General features: G+C 34.1%; 22 protein-coding genes. 8 read left to right on the top strand and 14 right to left on the bottom strand.

Features of this window, described 5'->3' with window-relative positions; genetic code table 11:
* Positions 1-348: 348 nt before the first annotated feature.
* The 3 genes from MWJ95_RS14735 to MWJ95_RS14725 all read right to left on the bottom strand — a co-directional run bounded on the left by MWJ95_RS14735 (position 349) and on the right by MWJ95_RS14725 (position 4,535).
* Positions 349-2,424: a serine hydrolase domain-containing protein gene (locus tag MWJ95_RS14735; protein ID WP_249106465.1), complete on the bottom strand. Its 2,076-nt coding sequence runs from the start codon at positions 2,422-2,424 to the stop codon at positions 349-351.
* A gap of 1,099 nt (positions 2,425-3,523) precedes the next feature.
* Positions 3,524-4,222 (bottom strand): SRPBCC domain-containing protein, encoded by a 699-nt coding sequence (locus MWJ95_RS14730; protein ID WP_249106456.1) that lies wholly within the window; start codon positions 4,220-4,222, stop codon positions 3,524-3,526.
* The gene (locus MWJ95_RS14725) at positions 4,209-4,535 is read right to left on the bottom strand and encodes a metalloregulator ArsR/SmtB family transcription factor (protein WP_249106454.1); all 327 of its coding nucleotides are present in this window, start codon (positions 4,533-4,535) and stop codon (positions 4,209-4,211) included. Before MWJ95_RS14725 ends, MWJ95_RS14730 begins: the two co-directional genes overlap by 14 nt.
* 282 nt (positions 4,536-4,817) lie before the next feature.
* On the opposite strand from MWJ95_RS14725, the gene MWJ95_RS14720 reads away from it, so the two are divergent.
* Positions 4,818-5,240 (top strand): epimerase, encoded by a 423-nt coding sequence (locus MWJ95_RS14720; RefSeq protein ID WP_249074619.1) that lies wholly within the window; start codon positions 4,818-4,820, stop codon positions 5,238-5,240.
* A gap of 22 nt (positions 5,241-5,262) precedes the next feature.
* Here the strand turns inward: MWJ95_RS14720 and MWJ95_RS14715 are convergent, their stop codons facing one another.
* Positions 5,263-6,309: a serine hydrolase domain-containing protein gene (locus MWJ95_RS14715; protein WP_249106444.1), complete on the bottom strand. Its 1,047-nt coding sequence runs from the start codon at positions 6,307-6,309 to the stop codon at positions 5,263-5,265.
* Positions 6,310-6,343: 34 nt separating this feature from the next.
* Entirely contained in the window at positions 6,344-6,910 is a 567-nt protein-coding gene (locus MWJ95_RS14710; RefSeq protein WP_249106442.1) for a MarR family winged helix-turn-helix transcriptional regulator, read from the bottom strand.
* Positions 6,911-7,116: 206 nt separating this feature from the next.
* Here MWJ95_RS14710 and MWJ95_RS14705 point away from each other — a divergent pair, with 206 nt between their 5' ends.
* Entirely contained in the window at positions 7,117-7,431 is a 315-nt protein-coding gene (locus MWJ95_RS14705; protein ID WP_249074616.1) for an alpha/beta fold hydrolase, read from the top strand.
* A gap of 104 nt (positions 7,432-7,535) precedes the next feature.
* On the opposite strand, the gene MWJ95_RS14700 is transcribed toward MWJ95_RS14705, so the two are convergent.
* Both MWJ95_RS14700 and MWJ95_RS14695 read right to left on the bottom strand, forming a co-directional pair.
* Positions 7,536-7,754 (bottom strand): hypothetical protein, encoded by a 219-nt coding sequence (locus tag MWJ95_RS14700; protein WP_481817355.1) that lies wholly within the window; start codon positions 7,752-7,754, stop codon positions 7,536-7,538.
* Between the two features lie 229 nt (positions 7,755-7,983).
* Positions 7,984-8,148: a sporulation protein Cse60 gene (locus MWJ95_RS14695; RefSeq protein WP_249106427.1), complete on the bottom strand. Its 165-nt coding sequence runs from the start codon at positions 8,146-8,148 to the stop codon at positions 7,984-7,986.
* 276 nt (positions 8,149-8,424) lie between these two features.
* On the opposite strand from MWJ95_RS14695, the gene MWJ95_RS14690 reads away from it, so the two are divergent.
* Positions 8,425-9,681, top strand: coding sequence for a nucleoside permease (locus tag MWJ95_RS14690; RefSeq protein ID WP_249106420.1), 1,257 nt, complete (start codon positions 8,425-8,427; stop codon positions 9,679-9,681).
* A 96-nt stretch (positions 9,682-9,777) separates the two neighbouring features.
* Here the strand turns inward: MWJ95_RS14690 and MWJ95_RS14685 are convergent, their stop codons facing one another.
* Positions 9,778-10,608 (bottom strand): phosphotransferase family protein, encoded by an 831-nt coding sequence (locus MWJ95_RS14685; protein ID WP_249106418.1) that lies wholly within the window; start codon positions 10,606-10,608, stop codon positions 9,778-9,780.
* Positions 10,609-10,842: 234 nt separating this feature from the next.
* Positions 10,843-12,330: a methyl-accepting chemotaxis protein gene (locus MWJ95_RS14680; RefSeq protein ID WP_249106408.1), complete on the bottom strand. Its 1,488-nt coding sequence runs from the start codon at positions 12,328-12,330 to the stop codon at positions 10,843-10,845.
* Positions 12,331-12,469: 139 nt separating this feature from the next.
* On the opposite strand from MWJ95_RS14680, the gene MWJ95_RS14675 reads away from it, so the two are divergent.
* Positions 12,470-13,426 (top strand): MBL fold metallo-hydrolase, encoded by a 957-nt coding sequence (locus MWJ95_RS14675; protein ID WP_249074611.1) that lies wholly within the window; start codon positions 12,470-12,472, stop codon positions 13,424-13,426.
* Between the two features lie 83 nt (positions 13,427-13,509).
* On the opposite strand, the gene MWJ95_RS14670 is transcribed toward MWJ95_RS14675, so the two are convergent.
* Positions 13,510-13,980 carry an NUDIX hydrolase gene (locus MWJ95_RS14670; RefSeq protein ID WP_249106390.1) on the bottom strand — a complete coding sequence of 157 codons (471 nt, stop codon included), beginning with the start codon at positions 13,978-13,980 and terminating at the stop codon, positions 13,510-13,512.
* Positions 13,981-14,131: 151 nt separating this feature from the next.
* Here MWJ95_RS14670 and MWJ95_RS14665 point away from each other — a divergent pair, with 151 nt between their 5' ends.
* Positions 14,132-15,052 carry an MBL fold metallo-hydrolase gene (locus MWJ95_RS14665; RefSeq protein WP_249106388.1) on the top strand — a complete coding sequence of 307 codons (921 nt, stop codon included), beginning with the start codon at positions 14,132-14,134 and terminating at the stop codon, positions 15,050-15,052.
* Positions 15,053-15,150: 98 nt separating this feature from the next.
* Positions 15,151-15,576 carry a GNAT family N-acetyltransferase gene (locus MWJ95_RS14660; RefSeq protein WP_249106386.1) on the top strand — a complete coding sequence of 142 codons (426 nt, stop codon included), beginning with the start codon at positions 15,151-15,153 and terminating at the stop codon, positions 15,574-15,576.
* Between the two features lie 201 nt (positions 15,577-15,777).
* Here the strand turns inward: MWJ95_RS14660 and MWJ95_RS14655 are convergent, their stop codons facing one another.
* Positions 15,778-16,221 (bottom strand): PH domain-containing protein, encoded by a 444-nt coding sequence (locus MWJ95_RS14655; RefSeq protein WP_249106384.1) that lies wholly within the window; start codon positions 16,219-16,221, stop codon positions 15,778-15,780.
* A gap of 232 nt (positions 16,222-16,453) precedes the next feature.
* Positions 16,454-18,277 carry a DNA ligase D gene (locus tag MWJ95_RS14650; RefSeq protein WP_249106369.1) on the bottom strand — a complete coding sequence of 608 codons (1,824 nt, stop codon included), beginning with the start codon at positions 18,275-18,277 and terminating at the stop codon, positions 16,454-16,456.
* Between the two features lie 105 nt (positions 18,278-18,382).
* Between MWJ95_RS14650 and ku the strand changes: the two genes are divergently transcribed.
* Positions 18,383-19,201 carry a non-homologous end joining protein Ku gene (ku, locus tag MWJ95_RS14645; protein ID WP_249074605.1) on the top strand — a complete coding sequence of 273 codons (819 nt, stop codon included), beginning with the start codon at positions 18,383-18,385 and terminating at the stop codon, positions 19,199-19,201.
* Positions 19,202-19,246: 45 nt separating this feature from the next.
* Here the strand turns inward: ku and MWJ95_RS14640 are convergent, their stop codons facing one another.
* Entirely contained in the window at positions 19,247-19,750 is a 504-nt protein-coding gene (locus MWJ95_RS14640) for an AAA family ATPase (protein ID WP_249106360.1), read from the bottom strand.
* 1,150 nt (positions 19,751-20,900) lie between these two features.
* Between MWJ95_RS14640 and MWJ95_RS14635 the strand changes: the two genes are divergently transcribed.
* Positions 20,901-21,815 (top strand): glycine betaine ABC transporter substrate-binding protein, encoded by a 915-nt coding sequence (locus MWJ95_RS14635; protein ID WP_249106358.1) that lies wholly within the window; start codon positions 20,901-20,903, stop codon positions 21,813-21,815.
* Positions 21,816-22,789: 974 nt separating this feature from the next.
* Here the strand turns inward: MWJ95_RS14635 and MWJ95_RS14630 are convergent.
* Positions 22,790-23,461: an HAD family hydrolase gene (locus MWJ95_RS14630; RefSeq protein WP_249106356.1), complete on the bottom strand. Its 672-nt coding sequence runs from the start codon at positions 23,459-23,461 to the stop codon at positions 22,790-22,792.
* Between the last annotated feature and the right edge of the window lie 39 nt (positions 23,462-23,500).

The following is a 23,500-nucleotide window of genomic DNA, read 5'->3' as shown; positions in this document are numbered from 1 at the left end:
ACTCGTAGTTTTTTAAAAGTACCCAACAAAAAAATATATAGTTATAAAATCATTTTAGATAGGTACAATTATATAGTAGAAATTTTATCAAAGAAAATAATTTACAACAACTAGGTTTTGTAACCTTTATTTCCATTTTATTTTATATAGGCTCTAAAATAAAAAAAGCCACTATGATGTAATGAACCCCAAAAGTTAGATTTTTGGTCTAACTTTTGGGGTATAGTTCAGTTTTAGTGGCTTTACTTTTTATTATCTTCTACATATTTCTGAGTTATAAATGCTGTCAAATGAGCACTAATTTTTCTGTGTCGTATTGTTTTTGCTGAAGCCGTTCCTAAATTAAAGTTATTTCAACGTGATTACAAATTCCGAGTTCGGCGCGCCAGCAAATACAACCGTTCCGTTTTTCGGCAGTTTTCCTTTGTTATTGCCACTCACAACGGTAAAATTGACGCATACTCCCTGCTCATCATACACCGTGAACGAACCCTTCGATGGCAACGCCACAGTCATCGTTTTCCCTGCTGCCGATTGCGGGATCGTAAACCATTTTGCATGCCCATTTGCTTGCAGCGTAACTTTGGATGATCGGCCTGCATCCAGCGGTTTTACGTTGGATTCACTTACGTATAAAGATCCGGACATCTCCATATATTCATCGCCGCCTTCTGTATAGAAACGGGCTTCCGACGTATCACGGCCACCCATCACAGGTATTTGGAGCTGATGCATCGCCGTGTTCGGGCCTGTAATTTTTCTGCTATCCCAATAGCCCTTCATGCCTTCCCTGCTATTAATTTGTGTGGCAGGCATCATTAAATATTGAATAGAACTAAATTTCTCGTTCACAAGATAGAATTTGACGCCTTCCCGCTTTGCCCATGCGGCAGTGGTTTCCTTTGATAACACATTGTCTTCTAGTTTCTCGGCCACATATTGAGTAATTACTGCTTGCCCTAAGCCTGGCAGCGATATAAATGTGCTCTCCTTTAAATATGTTCGTCTATTCTTCTCTGTGGCAAAGCTGATCTTGGAGGTACCTTCCGCATTAATAAAGCTTCCATTCGCAGTATATACATATTTTTCTTCTGGATTAGATGGTAAGATCAGCTCTCCATTCTTCCTAATTTCTATTTTGAATTGACTGAAACTATTGCCGTAAAAACCCGCTTTCTTTGCTACGTCTTGAGGCATCTTGGCTTTGACCGGCTTTCCAAAGGATTTGTTCGGCTTGATATCCTTAATTGTGCCCTTCTCTTTTAGCGCAGCGAGCAGTATATCAGTCGCCATAAGTTGATTTGTAGTGCTACTACCACCGGAGGACAACACAGCCACTGCCATCTTCTGTTCAGGAAGTACGACCAGTGAAGCATGTTGTAGTGCCGTATCGCCGCCTTTAGCCAAGCCTTTTATCCCGTATTCGCTGAAAGGATATAGTTTTACACTATCCCAGCCAAGACCATAGTTGACAATATTCTCTCCATCCCCCGGCCACATTCCTTTTTTATATTCCTCATGCTCCATCTCCTTGACTGCCTTATCAGAGAGGATTCCTTTTTCTTGTCCCATAAAAATTTGTGAGAATCGCACCATATCTTCTGCTGTGGAAGAGACCCCTCCCGTACCAATCACATTCACCGATTCAGTAGGAAGCTGCCCTTGGAACGTTGGAAAATAAAGTCCAGCTCGCTTATCGTTTTCCCATTTGTCCTGCGGCGTTTTCGTATGATTTAGCTTTAAAGGTTTTGTAAACCGTTGATGTATAAATTCTGTAAAGCTCATACCGCTGACTTTCTCCACCATAATCTCAGCTAGCGTAAAGCCGTCGTTGCAGTATACCGAGAATGCGCCAGGGTCCGCCTTCAAGCTCTGGTTGGACAATTGCTGCAATAAGTTATCATGGGCATAGGTATCATTATCATTAAATAAAAATGAATTACTAAGCGTACTACCTTGCAAGCCGGAGGAGTGGTTCAACAGCATACGTGGTGTAATGCTTTTGTAACGCTCGTCTTTCATTTTGAAATCAGGAACATAGTGGACGACAGGAGTATCCAAATTGACTTTTCCTTCATCGACTAATTTCATTACAGCCGCAGCCGCATACATTTTACTGACTGAACCAATCCCGTATAGGGTATCTTTGGTCAGCGGCTGTTTACCTTTCATATCGTTCTTGCCTGTCTGATCCGACAAAATAAGTTTACCATTATCAATTAGCGCATACTGCACGCTAGTCGTCTCATAGGACTTCGTGAGTAAAGTAGCCTTCTCTGTCGCAATCTTTTTCAGTTCTTGACTAGCTAATTCTTGGCTAGCTACAACTGTAGTCTGACTGCTAGAAAGCGCCATCGCACCGGTTGGTAGGCTCATCGTTAACGCTAATGTAGCTGCTAACACCGCAGATAGTTTACTTTTCATAAAAGAATTGCCTCCTCAATTTCAAGATATAAATTAATGCCCCACAAATAAAATTTTTTTGTTCACTTTAACACCATCGTTACCCTCCTTCACCAAGAAATATTTTCCATAAATAGAATATCAAAGTTTTATTTACTCGTAAATACAGTGATAGACTGATAGCATATCGGGCTAAAGACTTATAATTAATTTATGGAAATTAAAAAGACCAGCTCGGCTAAATTAGCTTTGCTGGTCATCTTCGATTCATGAGTAACCCAAAAATTAATCTGTTAAAACCTTCTAATAAACACTCTTGTTATGTACCTTTTATAGAAATAGTGGAATTATCTGCGAATGTTGTTATAAAGAAAGATGTCACAACATTAACTTTCCCACTATCCACAAGTTTTTAATTCTCATGCCTAAAGCTCCAAATGCGGCGAGTTCATCATTTTGTCCTCCCCCATAAGTCATTTCCACGCGTTCTTAGCTAATGAATATTCAGCGCCCATACCAATGTCTGTTCAAAAGCTAAGAGAGCGTTCCCTGAGAATAATATCATCATAACAGGCCAAAGCGGTCAGAAAACCTCCTAAGATCTACCGATTGCCATCCCTAATAGAGAGAATGTACTGATCCAACCAATAGTCTTAGATCTAAGACAAATTCGGCAATTAAGCTCGGCAAAGTCAATGACAACATTTGAATATCCATACCATCCACTGTTAGACCTATAAAGCTAGCTACAAATACTGTTTTCCATACCATCTCTCCTTCCGATTCCTAGGTTGTTTTGAAAGGCATATCTACAAGCAAAACGAGGAAACTGTATAGAATGTTTTAATAAGAAAATAGTCATAAAGATAATTGACTGGCTCCCGTATATACAATTAAGAGCTCTCAGACGAATCAAGACGGAGAATTACCCGTCAACTGGATTTTAAATACGTCTGAAAGCCCTTCTATTAAGTGCCTGTTACATTTGATCATGCAGATTATGATTTTACCAGGGCGTCATTTAACTAGATTTCTCAATTAATATGCGTGTTATATAATCAGCTCAACGTGTAGGTCGGTCGTAGGTCTGTGTACTGCTAATTAATAATTTTGTTGAATTTTAATAAGGTACAGGATAAGCATCTACAAAACAGTTCACCTGTGATTTTTCATTTTTCCTTTCTATTGTTAAAGTAACATTGCCATTAACATTTTTTTTATTCAATGTTCTTTCAAAAGATTCATATCCTCCGATTTCTTCTCCATCTATCTCTAGTATAATATCTTCAGGTTTAATTCCAGCAGTTGCAGCTACCGAGTCTTCCTTCACCTGCAAAACTCTTGTCCCTCTCTCCCCCTCGTTTGTTGTATGGGCAATACCGATCCATGTTTTCCAAAACTTCGATCGATTATCCGTGCCAGTTTCATATACACTCTTTAGATTTTCCAAAAATTGACTTGTACCAAATAACATATTTTCCTTTGTAGATTGATTCATTTCACCAATAAAGGAAGCCTGATATTCAATACTCACTTTAACGCCATCACTAATTTCCTCCAAAGAAGTAATGGTAGTAAAATCCCCATCAATGCTTTGGAGTACAAAGCGTTTCATTATATCTATTTCTGTGAATACACCCTCAGATGTTGCGCCCCAGCCATGATTCATATAACCTTTTCCACCTATACGAAATTCTATGTCAGCATTTTTTGTATACCAAAGGTTTAAATGCTCAGGCTTAGTCAATGCATCCCAAACTTTATTCAAAGGTGCGTTCACAACAATTTCGCGCTTTACTGAATTCTTATTTTCCTTCATCTTGAAACTCTCCTTTTTCAACATAATTTTTTAGACTTACAAGTTGATCATCAAGTAGTTCTCCGATGTATTTAAGCATTTCATGGTACGCAATTTGGAGTGTGTCGAGATTTATTGAATAGATACGATATTTCCCATTTAAGCTCTCTGAAATAATTTTCTCTTCCAATAAAACATTCAAATGCTTCTTAATGGCTGGTTGAGAGATATCAAATGCTTCAACTATCTCCTTTTGGGTTTTGCTTCCTTGTTTAAGCATAATTAAAATATGGCGTCGCGTTGAATCACCTAATGCACGATAAACATTTGGCATTATCATTCCCTCACTTTTCACATAACCGTTTGGTTATATATAAAATATAATTAAGCACAGAAATAATGTCAAGACTTTTCAGAAAAATTAAATTATTATCCACCGAAAAAGAAGCAACCTTGGCTACTTCATCTGATTCAATTTACTTTTTAGAATCTTATTGTCCTACTTTAACTGTATCCACGTCTGAATATGTACATTTTTTCAGAAAAAACAATAAAATTCACTTTAATATTTTAACATGCTATAGTTTAATCTCATTTTTATATTTTCGGAGGATGTATGAGCAACCCTAATAAAAATAAATTTATTCCTTCATTAGTTATTACAGCTGGTTTAATATTACCCATTTTTCTACCCGCATTTATTATGATGGGTTTAATTAAATGGATGCCTAACGAAATTTCTTATTCAGGAATTATGTCATTAATCATTTTATCTATTGAGTTATTTTTAATTGTTGGCATTTCCACTGGTGTATTAAGTCTTGTAGGTATAACAGAACAAAAGATAGACAAATTAGGATTTCTAGGTTTTATTATTTCCGTGATGACGTCGTTTATTTTTATAATTGCAGGATATTACTGGATGAAAACTCTTCACCTTACTTCTGTTCAATTATCTTCAACTGGAATATTAATAATTGCAGCCATTACTATGATTATTTTAGTTATCCAAGTAAAAATTTTAGAGAAACTAGAATAAACACCAAAAGACCGCACTCCACTTAATAAATAGTGGAAATGCGGTCATCTTTTGATTTTTGTAGACTTTCTAATAAGGAAATCCCTATTTTTTCATCATCATTTCTACCTAATCTATAATTGGCCAAAACAACGGAGGCAACTTTCTTTTCTTTATCAATCCCTAAAAATGAACTAAAGCATCCTGTTCCGCCGCCATGTAACATTACATTATTATTTTTCTTTAAAAGCCACCATCCGAGACCCATATCATACTTCTTTGTTCCATTTCCATGTTTTTTATGACAAAGAGACAAATATGGTTTATCTTCATAAATATTTATTTTTGCATATTTTAGTAAATCATCAGCAGTTGAACTTATTGCGCCCGCTGGTGATATAAGATTTTCTTTATCCCATTTCCAGTTGCCACAATCATTATTTTTTCTATCATAACCATGTAAATTATTATTGGATGTACCTAAATAAGTATCGTTTAATCCAAGCTCATTATGAAGAAAATCATTCATTGTGTCCCAATATCCTCTGCCTGATACAATCCCTAATCCATACCCAAGAAGTGATAAACCGAAATTTGAATATTTCCATGAATAGTCCATTTCTTTCAATTTATTTTTTTCCAGTAGCATTTTCATTTTGTTAAAATCCATATTTAGTGGATTATTCTTATTCATATTACCAGCGCCCATAATCAAATCTAAAAATAAACTAGAGTATTCCCGTTTATTTAATGGCAGACTGGCTGAATATCCAGAAGAATGAGTAGCAAGACGGAGCAATGTAGGATAATACTCGTCTTCCTTGAGTTCTTCTATATATTTTTGTATTGGATCGTTTATGGACATCTTGTTTTCAAAGAGATATTTTGATAGCAAAGATACAGTAAAAATTTTTGTAATAGACCCAATTTCATAATGATATTTTTCTGATGAATCGAGTTCACCGTTTTCATCATAGATTTTTATAACTGTATTATTGTCTATTAAATAGCCGACAGTTAATTTTATTTCTTTTTTTCCTTTACAGGTCTTTTTAATTAATCTAAACGTTTCATCATTAATCTCAAACATAATGATCACTCTCCTTTACCCTTTGCTTTTTTGTTTATTTTTTAATTCCCTTATTAATTGCTTGAATTCTTCGTCTCTCAAATTCCTTCATTACTCTCGTTTGTAATTCATTGTTATCATCATCCAGTTTTAAGTTACCCTCTTCTTCAAATCCATCTTGTTCTTCACCATCAAAACTATAAAGTTTCTTTAATAGGCCCCACATTGTTTCCAATTCCTCAGTTGAGAATTTTTTAAAAAGGTCTTCTAAAAAGAAGATTCCTTTTTCTGCAACAACAAGCAATACCTCTTCTCCATTTTTAGTAATTTTTACGTTAACTGCACGTTTATCTTTCTTACTAGGAACTACGTTTACGTAACCCTTATTTTCCATGATTGTAATCAACTGTTTCGTACTCTGCTTTGTGGTACCTAATTTACGAGCAATATTATTCAAAGTTGTTTCATCCTCAGGTAAATGCGCTATTGCCACCATTGCCATATATTGTCTCGATGTTAATAGTTCCAGGAATTTATCTCCTTTTACCTGAATTTTGTTTGCTAGAGAAAATAAAGTAGCATAAGTTTGCTGCATTAAAAAAATTTCTTTATAAATATCCATATTCATCCTCCATTTAGACAGCTTACTGTCTAAATTAAGAGTACCACACTTTCGAACTTAGTCAATATACTGTCTATTTTATTTTAAAATGTAAGATCCAAGTGCAATTAGCTTTCTCATTCGCCTTATCTTAATAAACGCCATAAGACGAAAAGAATTCATACAGCGATTTTTTTGTGATTGGTTCATCGCAAAAGGAAATACCATTGATAACGAAGTCTTTGATCAATTTATTAACGGAGTATTACATCAAATGGAAGGTAAAGCCAGTCATTCCTAAAGTGGTTCCAAAAGAAAAACTGGAGACCATTCAAGTACCAAGCTTATTAATGATGCGCGACAAAGAGGTCATTTACAATCCCATACGAGCTCTAATGCAAGCAAAAACAAGCATTCCTCATATAGAAACTTTGGTGTTGCCAAATACAAGCCATTGCTTATTTATAGAGGATGCTAAACAGGTCAACGATTCGATCATTCACTTTTTACATAAAGATCCCTTATGTGAAATGGATATTTAAGTAATGGGTGCTAATGATACAAAAAAAGCCGAATCTCAATTTTATATTGAGTACGGCTTTTTTAACCTCACATCTATTCGTGAATCTTAACTATTTCTCAATATTCATTCGAATAAAGAGATTATTGCTATAATCCATATGCCTATCACGATTATTAAAAACCACCAGCCCATAAATTTTACGTACTTTTTTAAAAATGATTTTTTAATGAATTTAGCTGAAAAGGAACTCATCTTTAAAAAATCTTCAGGATAACTTAACATCATGTAAGAAAAACTGCCGAAAATTAAAGTAACTAATATTGCCATAATAAACATTTCCAAAGCATCTACTCCTAAACTTTATGTATTACATCACAATAATTATATTATTTGGTAACTAGATTGCACAAAAAAAACTCATTAGAATCGGAATGGATCGATGATAACTTCCCCAAATTGTATTTAAAGTTTCAACCGACTATCTATAGGCGTCGTGCATTCCCCTTATTAGCTATTTTCAGAGCAAAAGAAGAAGCCGCAACTCCTAACGAGTGCGACTTCTATATATGTATCATTTGTAAATTATCATAGCCGAATAAACTAGAAAACCGAAGTTATTCAAAACACTAGCAGAATACTTAATATCAATAATTTCATGCCCTTGAAGTAAGAATTCGTTTACTTGGTTTTCAAAATCCTCTTTTTTTCGACTATCAAAAATTTTAATTTTAGTCAACCATCTCATTTCCCCTCACTCTAATACTAATAAAAATGGAAGTGATTGTCATCACTTTACTTATGTATTTCTCCACGTTTTTATTACCACAATTCACAAAAAAATTCTATTGGCCTCATCGTTATAAGAAACTGCAATAAACTTGTATGAATCAGACATAAGGAGCAAATGCTGTAGTTATGTTCTAAGTGAATTTCGTATTTCCCGCACATATTTAACTAGAATTTTTTTACTTTCAGAAACAAAAAACTCCATCACCTTCTATAGGAGGAAAAAATGAACATAAAATTACGATTAAAAATAATGATTTTTCTTCAGTTTTTTATTTGGGGATCTTGGCTTGTAACATTTGGTTCTTATATGATCAATACGTTGCATTTTACTGGAGCGCAAGTTGGAATCGTGTATAGTTCTAATGGTCTTGCAGCCATTATTATGCCAAGTTTGATAGGCATTATTGCCGATCGTTGGGTAAAAGCAAATGTTTTATATGGATTATTACATTTCCTCGGTGCGATTACGCTATTTAGCGCTGCTGAAATTTCTGATCCTACCATGATGTTTTGGGTAATGTTCTTTAACTCCATGGTTTATATGCCGACACTTGCTTTATCGAATACAATTTCTTATTATTACCTAGAAAATAAAGGCTTCGATGTTGTAAAGGATTTCCCACCTATTCGTGTCTATGGGACCATTGGTTTTATTCTTGCAATGTGGATTATTAGTCTTGCCAAAATTGAATTAAGTAATATTCAACTATTTATAGCGAGTGGCTCTGCTTTGGTACTTGCCCTTTACACCATTACTCTTCCTGCTTGCCCAACTTCTAATGCTAGAAAGGACAAGTCGTTGGTCAGCCTTTTAGGACTCGATGCTTTTGTTCTTTTTAAAGATAAAAAAATGGCTTTGTTTTTCATTTTTGCCATGCTATTAGGTGTTGCACTTCAAATTACTAATACATTCGGAGATCCGTTTTTACACGACTTCGCGTTGAACCCTGATTATAAAAATAGCTTTGCTGTTAAATATCCAGCTATTTTATTATCAGTGTCACAAATTTCAGAGGTATTCTTTATTTTGACCATTCCTTTCTTTTTAAGTAAGTATGGCATAAAAAAAGTAATACTGATTAGTATGATTGGATGGACATTACGTTTTGTGTTCTTTGGCTATGGAAGCCCGGTTGGCGGAGGCTTTTTACTATTGTTGTTATCAATGATTGTTTACGGTTGTGCCTTTGATTTCTTTAATATTTCGGGAGCCATTTTTGTCGAAAAAGAAGTCGATCATCGAATTCGCGGGAGCGCTCAAGGATTATTTAGTACAATGGTCAATGGCATAGGCGCCTATTTAGGAGCTGTTATTAGTGGAGCAGTAGTTGATTATTTTACAGTCGACGGAGTGAGGAATTGGCAAAACATTTGGTTGTTCTTTGGGGCATACACGCTCGTTTTAGCAATCATTTTTGCATTCGTTTTTAAATATAATCATGACAGCAATGAAAAGGAAAATGTATCAATGAAACAGTAAATTAAATGTGTAAAAGGGGGAGCCTTACCTTTCATAGGGTTAAGGCTCTTTTAACATCCATCTTAAGTCTGAAATAATAAAAGCCCATACTATTCATTAAAAGAACTCATATAGTCCATTAACAAAATACTCATATATTTTGTCATCAATTATATTTTCACCATATCCTTCAAAAAAAATTTGTTTTTCTATTTCTTTTTCAAAGACATTTGGTTTTGGTCGAATTGCTAATGATACATCATACCTCGGATCTCCATATGCACCACTCCCCCAATCAATAACCCCTGTGATTTCCCTGTTGAATACCAATACGTTATCAATTGTATAGTCCCCGTGAATTAACGTCTGCTTATAATTATCAGGTTTATTCTTTTCAACCTTTTCCAATAACTCCTTAGTTCCATCTACTTCATTATTAATAAGATTATTGCGTGCTTGACTTATCATTTGCCCAAGCCAGTTTTTATTGTGTATAAGTTCATTGGGACAAGGCGTTGAATGAATATCCGCTAGGAATTTGCCAAAGTTAAATATTGTTTCTTGCCTTGTTTCCTTATTTTTCTCATCTTTTAAAGCAATTCGGACAGTTTCACCCTGTATGTACTCAAAAAGAGCCCAACATTGACGATTTTGCTTTTGCTCAACAAATAGCTTTACTTTCGTAATAAGTAGTTTTGTTTCCTTTGTTAAGCAGTTTAATACAGAAACCTCCTTTTTTAACAAAGAACAATACCAATCACCTTTTGTTCTTTTGAGAGCAAAAGAGCCTTGATGATTGCGAATAATTGCAACGTTCGAGGTGTATCCTTGTCTCGGAAACTTAATAGAGTCAAGTTTTTTTAGAAATTCTCTTATTTCTTCTGGTATTTCATCAACCTGTATAGGCTGCAATGAGAACCCTCCTCTGAAAGATTTTAATATACACATCCCCTTGTCAATCTAATTCTCACTAGAATCATAATGACTTAATGATCACCTTTAATTTAGACGATTTCAAGCAGAGGATTTTCATGAAGAAACGATTGACTCATAGCAATGCGCCAACGAAGAGATAGGTGCCTATTTGTTGAATGTATGCTTCCCATCTTAACAATATAAATTATTACCTGAGGAACCCTACGACCAAGCACATTGACTGTAGGTTCCCCGTCTATTTACTTTTTAAAATGATTCTTTTTCCTTTTTCATAACAAGCGACTTCAATGTATCGCTTAACTCCTGAATACGACTAGTTGTGTTCGTCATCATTTCAAGCATATTATGTTCGTCCTCTACTGAGTGCACAATTTCTACTGTGGAAGTTGCATTTTGTTCGGTCATATCATTAAGTTTTTCAATTTGTAATTGGATTGTTTCAAACTGCGAAATGGCGCTGCTTAGTTCATTCATTCCTCTTGTTAAATCGAAGTTAGCCTTTGAAAATGAATCTTTCAAAACATTGAAGAAGCTACTCACATCTTGTAAAAGCAACTCGCCTTTTTGTATCGCTTTTTCTCCGTCATCAGAGCGTTGATAAGCTTCTGTTGATTTTTCGAACAAGGTTTTCGTTACATTCGTAATGCTCACCGTAATAGCGGCACTTTCTTCCGCTAATTTCCGCACTTCATCTGCAACGACGGCAAATCCTTTACCATGCTCCCCCGCTCTTGCCGCTTCAATTGCAGCATTAAGAGCAAGTAGATTCGTCTGCTCTGCAATATGCTGTATGCCCTTTAGTAAGCTATCTACCGTTTTTAAGCTTGTCTGTAATTCATTCACAGTTTCAGCTGTAGAACTCATCGCTTGATTCATAACTCCCATTTGCACCATCGCATCTTGCATTTTCTCCCATCCTACTAGTATATCTTGCTGCAAATCAGTAGATTTAGAAATAGTATCCTTTGAAATTGAAAATGTTTCGTTGACAAAATGCACAGATTCCCTCATCGTGCCATGAATCATTTGCAAACTAGATGACTCCTGCTGAATACTTGCGGAAATATCCTCTGTAGCTATAAGAATTTGTTTACTTGATCCAGATATTCGCTGCATTGTTTGTTGGAATTGTGTAACGTGGTCATCCAAGGCTTGACTACTTTTTTCAATTTCCTGAAACGTATTCTCAAGCTGATTTAATGACGCCTTCACTTCATTTTGTTGAATTGCAGCATGTTCAATTAATTCATTTCCCCATTTTGCGATTAAATACAATGCAATAATTACGCCATTCATTATCGCAAGTAGCGTTATAAATACAGTCATATCATCAAATGGCCCTAATAATGATTTCGAATTAGCGATATAAAGAATCAGAAAGCTGATATTTGTCAGCACACCAAAAAATACAAGTAATTCTTTTTTAAAATAAAGGGCGATAATGGCCACCGAACAAAGTAAAATATAATGTTTATTCAATGAAAAACTATCAACTAAAAATAAAGTAAAAACAATACTCGAAGGAATCATTCCAAAAATAAAGCCTTTAACATACGTGTTAATTGGTAAAAAGTAATTACAAACTGCTAATGCCATAACGGCTAGTCCAACAAATAAAAACATAATGCCCTTTGAGAATATCAACGGCCCACAAATTAAAACAGCCAAAATTGAAATAATGGCTAAGTTAACACGATGGACTTTTCTTGTATCGTAGCGAATCTTTTTCTCCATAAATAGTTCCCCCTTAAAAAATGAATGGACATTCAGTACACTTTTCTATTATTATAAAGTATAACTACTGCTTTTTGTAGATAAAAAGTGCATATTAGAGAATTTTTAACATTCTTCGAAAACAAGGTGGGATTATTTTATGGGAAGAGTCCAACAACTTGCGCCAAATTTTTATTGTATTGATACACACGATTTAAATCGGGAACAGCGTACAAGCTCTTATTTGCTTATCGATGAAAAAATTGCATTAATCGAGACGTCTGCCAGTCCTTCTATGCCATATATAGTAGAAGGTTTAGATGAATTACATATTTCTTTAGAGGATATTCATTATGTAATTGTTACGCATATCCATTTAGATCACGCTGGAGGTGCAGGGTTATTTTTGCAAAGCTGTCCAAACGCTACATTCGTTGTACATCCAAGAGGTGTATCTCATATGGTGGATCCTAGTCGTCTAATTGCAAGTGCAAAAAGTGTTTATGGAGCAGAATTCGATCGTCTATTTGATCCAATTGTTCCCATCGATGCTAAACGCATTATAGAAATTGGACATGAGGAAGTACTATCTTTAGGTCAACATCAGCTAACGTTTTATCATACAGAAGGACATGCAAAGCATCATGTATCCATGCTTTATTCTGCTACGAACGGATTGTTTGTTGGCGATACTACTGGTGTGCGTTATCCGGAAATGGAGAGAGAAGCAATTGATTTAATTATTCCTTCCACTTCACCGAATCAGTATGACCCAGATACAATGGAGCAATCTATCCAGCTTTATGAAACATTAAATGCTACGGAATTGTATTTCGGTCATTTCGGAGTTTATAAAAATCCAGCTGAAGCTTATAGACAAGTGCGCTACTGGACACCGCTATTTTTAGCGGAAGGAGAAAAAGCGCTAACGGTATCTGGCGATTTTAAAGAACAAGTACAATTTTTAGATAGTCGCTTAAAGGAACTTTTATTTAACTATTTACAAGAAAATGGCATCGCAGAAAATCATCCAGTCTATCAAACAATCCCGTTTGACACAATTGTTTCGGCAATGGGAATATTGGATTACTTAGAGAAAAAGAATACTAAAATTTAAAGCAACCGCACTGGAGAGGAGAAATCCTCTCTGTTTTCTTTTAAGTTCTGCTTTTTTCTTCAATCGATACGATATGTTTGATTTCAGCTGGCAAGCAAACGAGTTTCTGATTTAAAGAACTCTGGGAATAGAAAGGCATCCTGAAGATTCGAAATAGGTAACCATTCTAATCTTTCGTCAATACCATCACTGGTATAGCTTTCACATATGACTTCGACTTCATTTGATTTCATTAAATAAAAGAATGATATTTCATGAAATTGCGTTTCTCTAAATGGACCTCTTTGAAGGGGAAAAAAGTTTTCATGAATAAACACTAAACGATCAACTTCAACATGCACTTTGGTTTCTTCAAAGCATTCACGGATAACGGCTTCTTCTAAAGTCTCCTGTAACTTTACTCTTCCACCAACGGAGTAGTAGTAAGGATCACGATTATTTTTAACCATCAGCACTTTATCATCTCGGAGAATAATTGCGCCCACCCTCATATTAAACACCCCATCTTTAGTTGGGAATGTGATATCCTGCTTATCTGTATCTCCTCCTTTCAAACGTTATCTCTAAATGGACTACACCTAATTTAAAAGTTTTATCACATTTTACCCTATAAAAATACCATTCATGAAAAAGTAGAATCTAAAAGGTATTGTTTTAATTAGAATCGAATATAGAAAATATAGGAAAAAATACGAGGTGAACTCAATGAACGATACATTTTGTAGCAAACACTTTAAGCTAGAACAAATTGGTCAAGGTATTTATGCAGCAATAGCGAAAGAAGGTGGCGGGGCTGTGGCAAATGCAGGTTTTGTGGATTTAGGCGATAAAGTTATCATATTTGATACATTTAACACACAACAAGCATCGAAAGATTTAAAACTTATAGCTGAAAAAATAACAAATCGAACTGTTACTTGGGTTGTTAATAGTCATTGGCATGGCGATCACATCCGAGGCAATCAAACATTTAAAGATTCGACTATAATTTCAAGCCAAATTACATCTTCAAAAATAAGAGATATCCATCCCTCAAGATTCAGTCAACAAAAAAATGATATTCAAGGTTTAGAAAACTATATTCAATCATTAAAAGACAAGCTACATCAAACCAATGATACGAATATACAATGCCAAATAAATTTTTTAAGTGAAGTAAAAGATTCTTTACCCACTTTAGAATTAACTTTACCGAACCAAACATTTCATAATGAATTAATCTTTCAGGGCACGAAGCGTTGTGCAAGGCTTTTCACGTTAGGGGGAGGTCATTCATATTGTGATGCTATGCTTTATATTCCTGAAGAGAAAGTAATATTTATGGGTGATTTATTATTTGTGAATTGTCACCCAACGTTTTTTGAAGAGCCTAACCCTGTGAAATGGAGCACTATTTTAAAAAAGGTTAAAGAACTAGAAATTGATGTGACGGTACCTGGACACGGTCCAACAGGTACAAAAGAAGATATCTCAAAAATAATCGATTACATTTCCGAGTTAACTGCCATTGCAGAAAATAGCTACCAAGATGAGGATATAAAAATCCCTGAAATTTTTAGAGATTGGCGTTCACCGGAGATTTACCAACAAAATATAAAACACTTAAGAGAGTTGACAAATTCTTAATTGTTAAGCAACTAAAGATTGTTACTATTCAGCTAACGGTTCAGGTTAGTTTTAAAAAAATAAGAGATATTAATTCACCAACTATTAGGAGGGGAATTATGCTAATAACTCAACAATGGAATCAAGAAGATAGTGAATATATTCGAAAAAAAGTAATTGAACATAATCTTTCTAAGTTACCTGATGATATAAAACATCCCGTCAAGAATATTAGCTTTATTCTCAGGGATGAAGGAGGAGAAATTTTAGGGGGCATATCAGGAACAATTTTCTGGTATAACTTACATATTGATTACCTATGGGTTGATGAATCACTTAGGGGTAAAGGATATGGGAAAGAGTTATTAAATTGTATAGAAAACATAGCTAGAGAGAACAGGTGCAAACTAATTCAGCTTGATACGTTTAGCTTTCAAGCCCCAAGTTTCTATCGAAAAAATGGTTATGAAATAGTAGGTGTAGTTGAAGAACATCCAAACAAAGAAAATCAGCAGTATTACCTAAAAAAGAAATTAACTTATTAACAAATTTAAAAGGGACACTTTAGAAGTTATTCAAAACTGGAAGCTTTAGTTAAATATTCGATTTACAAAATATTAAACATAAAATAGAGTTACTATACAATATGCGTAAAATTAACTCTGTTTCTATGCTTTAACAGTAACAATCTTTTAGAAAAATGCCTAAATTAAAAAGAGGGCGTAATAATTCGGCCCTCTAACCATTTACTCAAATCTTTCATTTTGCATAATCTGTGCATTAGGGCATCTTTTTTTTAACTCTAAAATAAACTTTATTTTATCTTTTGGTAAAATTTTTATACTACCGTGAGTTGCTGATTTGTAAAATATTTCAAGACCTTTATCAGATGATGAAATTAGATAACCCGTAAATTTTTCTGTCGTTGGAGAAACGCTAGTTATACTTTGATATGGAATCTTACTTTTGAAAGGGCCACCTTTAACTAAAAGATGATTTTCACAGAAAACAAATTGAATAGAAGTGGCGTACCACCCTATGAAAACAGCTGAAATTATAAAGACTGTTGACATAATAATAATTGTTAAAAAAGATGTGAAGAACGGTAGCCATGCTATAGTCCCAAATACAAAAACCAATAAGAATATAGTTAGTACTAAAACAGTATTTGTTTTTGCATGAAAAACCATAAAACCAATCCCCTTTCTTATTAATCTTCGCTAAAAATCATTTACCGAACAGAAAGAATAAGGAAATCCATTCCAGGTACCTTATAAGTAATGTACCATTTATTTTTGATTTAGCAAACATAACAAAAAAACCATTCAGAGAATTACGATTAATGAGTTTATTAAAAGCATCGAACTAAAGACGATGTTTTTTGCTTTGATCGAGGGTTTACATTCATACTTAGCAAACATATCATGGCTTCTTTAACCGTTCTAAAGCCGACTGAAAATCCTGACTCTCCCCTACTTCGCGGAAATTTTTAAATGGATTACTTACTTTTTTCATTCGCTCCAGTACGGCGGGAATAGTAAAGAGGTCTGGGCTTAACTGCTCATTAACCTCTTCCCAGTGTAATGGCGTGGCCACTAAACCCTTCTCATTGCCACGAGTTGAGTATGGAGCAATAATCGTCTTGCCTTCTGCATGCTGCACATAATCTAAATATAATTTTTGATGTCTATTCTTCTTTAAACGTTCGATCGTATACAATTCTGGTTTTTGCTCACATAAAAAACGACAAATAAATTCAGTAAATACACGTACTTCTTCGTAAGTAAAGGCATTTTCAGGTAGCGGTATATATAGCTGTAAGCCTTTGCCTCCCGATGTTTTCACAAAAGATTGGAGCTTAAAATAATCGAGAATTCCCTTTAAATCGACTGCCCCCGAAATAGCAAGTGAAAACTGGTCGACAGAAGGAGGATCTAAATCAAAAACAATTTCAGTCGGATGTTCTGTTTGTAACGTTTGAAATGGTATGTGTAGCTCTAATGCAAGCTGGTTACCTAGCCATAATAATGTTTCAAGGTTGTTGCACACTAAATAATTAATATCGTCCATCCACCCTGTTGAAGCAAATTTAGGTACTTTTTCAGGGCTACTTTTTTGATAAAAGCTTTCCCCCGGAACCCCATGAGGAAATCGAATTAACGTAAGTGGACGATCTCGCAAAAAAGGTAGCAAATAAGGAGAAATCATTTGTAAATAGTGCAAATAGCCATCCTTCGTAATACCGATTTCAGGCCAAACAGGCTTATCAGGATGCGTAATCTGAACCGTATCTGGAATAGGAAAGAGTTGACGCTGCATGTGCTGCCAGTGACAATCCTCTGGCAACATTTCTAGTCGAAATGCATGAAAACGAGGTTCTCGACATTTACTTCCATCGAAATCAATACAGGCAATATCAAGACAAATGGATGGCTTCAGCTCCCAAATTTCATTATTTTGCCGTCCATTTTCCTGAAAAAAGGCAATGAGTGTTTTCCGTTCTTCCTCTGACATTCCATGTTTAAACGTCACGACTTCTACAAGTTTCTCCTGTTGAAAAATACTGCCGTGAAAATAACCATTTCCATGATTATATTTCGTCACTATGACTGTTATATATCTCCAATTTTTTATTTTTAACCAATGTATCGAGCGTGTATCTGCCATCCATTTACTCGTTTTCCTCTTCGCAATCATTCCCTCTCCATTGTAAACCTGGATCGCCTGCCAAAGAGCTTCGCTATGCTCTACAATGCAAATCGCCTGCAATGGACATTGATCCTCATAATTGACAGTCACAGGTAGTTTTAAAGACGTAAAAAGCTTAGAAAGTTGCTGTTTACGTGTTTTTAAATACTTATTTGTCAGTGACTCCCCTTTATAGCGCAATACATCAAAGACAATATAATGACATGGAAAATCTTTAGCATGCGCAGCAATAACTTCTTTGTTTTGCATCCGACCTCTTTGTTGGACAAGCGCAAAATCACTAGTAAAGTTATTCATTAAATAAACTAATTCACCATCAAATGTTAATGGTAAATACTTTTTAACTTTAGTAAATATACTTTGACAAAAATCAAGTATCTCAGGAAACATGTGATTTAAGTTATTGCCATTCCTGCTTATTAACATTGGCTGTTCGTCCCAAACTAACAAACATCTAAATCCATCGTATTTTGTTTCGTACATCCATTCCTCACCAATAGGCGTTTCAAGCACTTCTGTTAATAGCATTGGTTTCATCTAAATACCTACTTTGTTTTTTATCTTCAGTTTTTGACAATTTCACTTTAAGATACATAAAAATAAGCAAAAAATATCATAGTAAAGAAAAACGAGGTGATACAAATGCATACAGTTTGGAAAGGCAGTATCTCATTTGGTCTTGTCAATATACCAGTAAAACTTCATGCCGCAACAGAAAATAAAGACATTAAATTACGACAGCTTCATAAAGAATGTCATACACCTATTAGCTATAAAAAAGTTTGTGAAGGCTGTAACCAAGAAGTAAAAGATGAGGATATTGTAAAGGCTTATGAATATGCGAAGAATAAGTTTGTCGTATTAGATCAAGAAGAATTAGAAAACTTGCGGAAGGAAAATGAAGATAAGGCCGTTGAAATCATTGATTTTGTGAAATTAACTGAAATCGATCCTATTTATTTTGAACGTACTTATTTTTTATCCCCAGATTCGACTGGCGGAAAGGCTTATGCCCTATTACGTCAAACATTAGAGCAATCCGGAAAAATAGGTGTGGCCAAAATTATTATTCGCTCAAAAGAGCAATTAGCAATTGTGCGTGTTTATCAAAATGCTTTAGTGATGGAAACGATTCATTACCCTGATGAGGTAAGAAGTGTTGGGGATGTTCCAAGTATTCCAAGTGAACAAAACATTGTTCCAAAAGAACTAGAAACCGCACTGATGCTAGTCGATCAATTAACAACAGAATTTAATCCTGAAAAATATACAGACGATTATCGCAATGCTTTAATGGAGCTTATTGAGGAGAAAAAAGCTACGAACACTATATCAACAAGTGATAAACGTCCGGTTCCTGATAATGTCACGGACTTAATGACAGCACTGCAAGCCTCCTTAGAAAAAACGAAAAAGCCTGCAACGAGAAAACGAGCAACGCGAACAAAGAAAAATGCATAGATTCACGCTTAAAAAGTGTATCCATAATTTGTGGATATGCTTTTTTTAAAGAATCTCACTTTTACTAGTTACAACCATTAGCTTGTCCTTATATATTCCGTATTTCTGAAAAAAATAAGGTTTGCCAATCTGCTCAAAATAAAGATTCCACTTAAACATTTTTATAAATATAGAAAAGGTTGGTTTGTAATTGGACTTTTCTAAACCTAGTTTTTGCAACGTAAATCTTTTTATTATTCGGTAAATTCGTATGAAATAATTTGTGTCTAAGAAAATAATCAAATCAGCAGTTGAAAAACTTTGCGCTACCCACTCCTCACTATGAACACCCTCAATTATCCACGCTTCTGTCTGTATAATATTCCGCAAATAATCAACTTTTTGTTTATCCGTTCTTCTAACATCACCAGAGTTCTTTCTTATCCAAACAACATTATCTAATTCATAATAAGGAATATTTAATTTCGCAGATAATTCTTTTGCTAAAGTAGTTTTCCCACTACCAACAGAGCCAATGATATGTATTTTGCGCGGAAATTCTTTGTTCAAATAAATCCTCCTACTCATCTTTTAATTTTATTATTTGCGGCTTATCTCAATAGCGTGGGTGATTTCCGCGCTCTGCCGCTTTGCTATCGCTTAGAGCAAAGCTTCGTGGGGCGTTAAGGCACTTACATCTAGGAATTCAACGCTATTAGGATTGATTTTATCCTTAAATAGAACTTTATTTTTGGTAACATCTTAAGTTTATCTTGAGCATCTTTTACAATAAACCTTTTTAAACCTTCGTTGTCTGTAAAGATCCTTCAAACGCCCCAAACCGTTCGCCCCCTACTTGCAGAAACATAATTGAGGCTAGTTGGGACTTAGATCTCATATAACAAGCGCAGCTATGAAACCAGGATTAGGGGTAACTGGCAAACTATGATTGATGAATCCAGTCGTTGGTCTGGATATTTCAAATTATCAAAATAATCTTGTCTAATTTAGAGACTATCAAATTTGTCTAACTTAATTAATTATAATTATTGTAGATTTGATTTCTTTTCAATAAAAAGTGTCTGATTTCTATTATAATATTTTCATCGATATATTCTTTAAAAATGTAAATCTTTTCGAATAATATTTTAAAACTAATTTTAGTTATACCTCCTACTGTTTAATCTTGTGCTCCTATAAAATACACCTACTTATATAAAGGAACATATGTATCGTAGTTTCCTCGTTTAAATATAAATAACCCATTACAAATGGTAATTTTAATATGAGCAAAATGCTACCTGTAAAAAGAATATATTTGCTATTGAATTTCTGTTCAATTTTTTATCCCCCAACCAATAATTACGTTTTATTAGGAATTAGTAAACAATATCATCTTTTACCTTCATTTTAATATATTCATTTTATTTATTAAACAAATTATGGAAGTGTCTCACGGAAAAATAACCTTATGGATAGGCTATTTTTATTTTTTTAAAATAAAGAACTGTGAGCCGTTTAAAGGCTTTTTTTGTGTGAAGAATTATGTTAGTAAACGTGCAAAAATGGGTATTTAAAAGATTAAGTGGTTTGACAAAAGTAACAACCTGTGGTTAAAATCAAGTTGTTACTTTTGGTAGCAGAGTAAAAAATTTTTAATAAAGGGTTTCTTAGGAAGTCGCTAAAACTCTAAGTTTTCAAACTAGGGGGATGAAAAAAGATGAAATTGAAATCTGTAGGACTCACTTTAGGGTTAGCTATTTCGTTACTTTTAACAGGCTGTGGAGATGGAGATAGCAAAAAAGACTATGGCAATTCAACAGGAACTGCGCCAAACATAGGGGAGCAAGTGGACTATAAGATTATAGGAATTGAACCAGGAGCTGGGTTGACTGGTCTGGCGGAAAATACTATAGAGAAATATGAAAACTTAAAAGGCTGGGAGCTTGAACAAAGTTCTACACCTGGGATGTTAGGTTCATTAGAGCAGGCTATTCGAAATGAAGATCCAATTATTATTACCGGATGGACACCACATTGGATGTTTTCATCTTATGATTTGAAATTTTTAGAAGATCCTCAAGGGACATTAGGTGGATCGGAAAATATCAATACACTTGCGCGTAAGGGCTTGGAAAAAGACTTACCGGATGCGTATACAATTTTGGATAGATTTTATTGGGAACCAGAAGATATGGAAGCTGTAATGTTTGAAGCACAAACGAGTTCATTTGAAGATGCAGCAGACAAATGGATAGAAGAAAACCAAGACAAAGTAAATGAGTGGACAAAAGATACGAAAAAAGTAAGCGGAAAAGAAATTGAATTAGCTTCAACACCTTGGGATTCAGAAAGAGCTTCGAGTAGTGTATTACAGGCTGTATTTGAAGAACTCGGATACACTGTCACAATCACACCTGTAGATCCTGCAATTATGTTTCAAGCTGTCGCTACAGGCGTAGCTGATGCAACAGTAGCTGCTTGGTTGCCAACAACACATAGCTCTTTTTATGAAAAATATAAGGATGACTTAGTTGATTTAGGTGAGAACTTAAAAGGTACAAAAAATGGATTTGTAGTTCCTGCATATATGGACATTGGCTCAATTGAGGATTTACAGCCTAAGAAGTATTAAAAAGTTAACTACTGAATAATTTTGACCTTCAAACAGCCTTTCACATATTTAGCCCAAACTCCCTGCCCCGTTAGTGAGTAAGACAAGATAAAACAACAATCGTTAAGAACAGAATCATAAAAAATAGACCAACATATTTTATATGTATAATATGTTTGGTCTATTTATTTACATACGTTTGAAGGTTGTCACCCTAAGTTAACTTTGGCTGTCGTTGAGCAAGTGTTTATCTTATTATTTCTTCATCGAATTTACCGTTTTCAAAACCCAATTTAATAAAACTCTTTAAATTTGAAGTGTATTCCTCTATTTCTGCGGTCTCATGGTTCCAAACATAAATTGTATCATTCATTTTCCCGTCTATAACTTGAAGACATAATTTATCCCCTGTACCATCACTATATTTTTATTTCACATTTATTGTAAAATAAAAAGCACTTATCCCATTCCAATGATAGTGCTTTATTAACATCATTTCATTATTTATAGAATAAAAATTTTAGGGAGTTCAATACATTTTGTACTTTAAAATAAGAAATTTAATTTTAAAATTTATTCATTTTTATTATGAATGTCTGTATTGTCACTTATATAATATAACGAAAAATCATCATCAAATAAATCAACTTCAAAGTAGTAATGTTTATCTGATTTTTTATCTACTACAACGATTTCGAACAAACCCATCCCTACTCTATAGTTAATTTTTACAGAAATTAAGTTATCTTTTTTAACTCCATAGTTAGTTTATATAGTTTTCAACATAAAAATAGGCAACAGCTTTTCTAGACTCTAAGTTGAAATATTGATAGCTTACAAAAATAACTATCAAACAAAATAATAAAATTAAATAAAACTAACTTTCTCATTTCGCTCCCCCTCATTATCATAATAGGATATCATTTTTTTAAGCAAACTATTAATATTCGACTGTACAGCTCAACGAATGTTCTTCAAGTAAAGAACCCAATTAGTTAGTAAGATTTATTTAAATTTTCAATAACGGGAGGTAATTCCATTAAATCGTCCACTATATAATCCGCATCGACATTATCCCATTGAAAGTTTTTCTTCCAAATACCTTTCATTCCTACTTTCTTAGCACCTATAACGTCATTTTTAGGATGGTCCCCCATAAATATACTTTCGTTGGCAGAAACATTAAGTTTCTCTAATGCTTTGTTAAATATTCGCGGATCTGGCTTTTTAATTCCTTCCCATTCAGATACTAAAATAACATCAAAATATTTATCTATACCTAAAGCCGTAATATTATCCATCTGAAATTGACCGTATCCATTTGTAATCATTCCCAAAAGAAGATTGTTACATTTCAATTCCTCCAACATTCTAATGAGATTAGGAAAAGGAATACAGTTATTCTTAAATTCACTAAGATAATCTTGAAGTAATTCTTCCCAAGTTAAATTAACAAAATCAAATTCATTGACTAATTGTTGATATACTTTATCTTTCCAAACATATCCACGGTTATCCAATTCTATAAATCTTGTCACATACTTTTCTTTTGGGATATGCCCTATTAGTTTAGACAATCTATCGTATTGTCTGTCAATAAACATTTTTACAGATTCATCTCTATTTAATAAAGTTCCATCCAAATCAAATATAGCAGCTTTAATCATTGTTAATTCTACACTCCGTATTTTAAGTATTATTCTTGA

The organism is Lysinibacillus sp. Bpr_S20, from assembly GCF_023337835.1.
Lineage (GTDB): Bacteria > Bacillota > Bacilli > Bacillales_A > Planococcaceae > Lysinibacillus.
Note: the sequence above shows the minus strand (reverse complement) of the source record. Positions and strands in the feature narration are given on the sequence as shown.

What these genes read in the sequence shown, in the direction of transcription:
- MWJ95_RS14735 (WP_249106465.1), bottom strand. Translation starts at nt 2,424, where the DNA reads ATGAAAAGTAAACTATCTGCGGTGTTAGCAGCTACATTAGCGTTAACG.
- ku (WP_249074605.1), top strand. Translation starts at nt 18,383, where the DNA reads ATGCATACAGTTTGGAAAGGCAGTATCTCATTTGGTCTTGTCAATATA.
- MWJ95_RS14720 (WP_249074619.1), top strand. Translation starts at nt 4,818, where the DNA reads ATGAGCAACCCTAATAAAAATAAATTTATTCCTTCATTAGTTATTACA.
- MWJ95_RS14655 (WP_249106384.1), bottom strand. Translation starts at nt 16,221, where the DNA reads ATGGTTTTTCATGCAAAAACAAATACTGTTTTAGTACTAACTATATTC.
- MWJ95_RS14660 (WP_249106386.1), top strand. Translation starts at nt 15,151, where the DNA reads ATGCTAATAACTCAACAATGGAATCAAGAAGATAGTGAATATATTCGA.
- MWJ95_RS14715 (WP_249106444.1), bottom strand. Translation starts at nt 6,309, where the DNA reads ATGTTTGAGATTAATGATGAAACGTTTAGATTAATTAAAAAGACCTGT.
- MWJ95_RS14725 (WP_249106454.1), bottom strand. Translation starts at nt 4,535, where the DNA reads ATGCCAAATGTTTATCGTGCATTAGGTGATTCAACGCGACGCCATATT.
- MWJ95_RS14630 (WP_249106356.1), bottom strand. Translation starts at nt 23,461, where the DNA reads ATGATTAAAGCTGCTATATTTGATTTGGATGGAACTTTATTAAATAGA.
- MWJ95_RS14685 (WP_249106418.1), bottom strand. Translation starts at nt 10,608, where the DNA reads ATGTGTATATTAAAATCTTTCAGAGGAGGGTTCTCATTGCAGCCTATA.
- MWJ95_RS14675 (WP_249074611.1), top strand. Translation starts at nt 12,470, where the DNA reads ATGGGAAGAGTCCAACAACTTGCGCCAAATTTTTATTGTATTGATACA.
- MWJ95_RS14650 (WP_249106369.1), bottom strand. Translation starts at nt 18,277, where the DNA reads ATGAAACCAATGCTATTAACAGAAGTGCTTGAAACGCCTATTGGTGAG.
- MWJ95_RS14665 (WP_249106388.1), top strand. Translation starts at nt 14,132, where the DNA reads ATGAACGATACATTTTGTAGCAAACACTTTAAGCTAGAACAAATTGGT.
- MWJ95_RS14690 (WP_249106420.1), top strand. Translation starts at nt 8,425, where the DNA reads ATGAACATAAAATTACGATTAAAAATAATGATTTTTCTTCAGTTTTTT.
- MWJ95_RS14730 (WP_249106456.1), bottom strand. Translation starts at nt 4,222, where the DNA reads ATGAAGGAAAATAAGAATTCAGTAAAGCGCGAAATTGTTGTGAACGCA.
- MWJ95_RS14635 (WP_249106358.1), top strand. Translation starts at nt 20,901, where the DNA reads ATGAAATTGAAATCTGTAGGACTCACTTTAGGGTTAGCTATTTCGTTA.
- MWJ95_RS14710 (WP_249106442.1), bottom strand. Translation starts at nt 6,910, where the DNA reads ATGGATATTTATAAAGAAATTTTTTTAATGCAGCAAACTTATGCTACT.
- MWJ95_RS14680 (WP_249106408.1), bottom strand. Translation starts at nt 12,330, where the DNA reads ATGGAGAAAAAGATTCGCTACGATACAAGAAAAGTCCATCGTGTTAAC.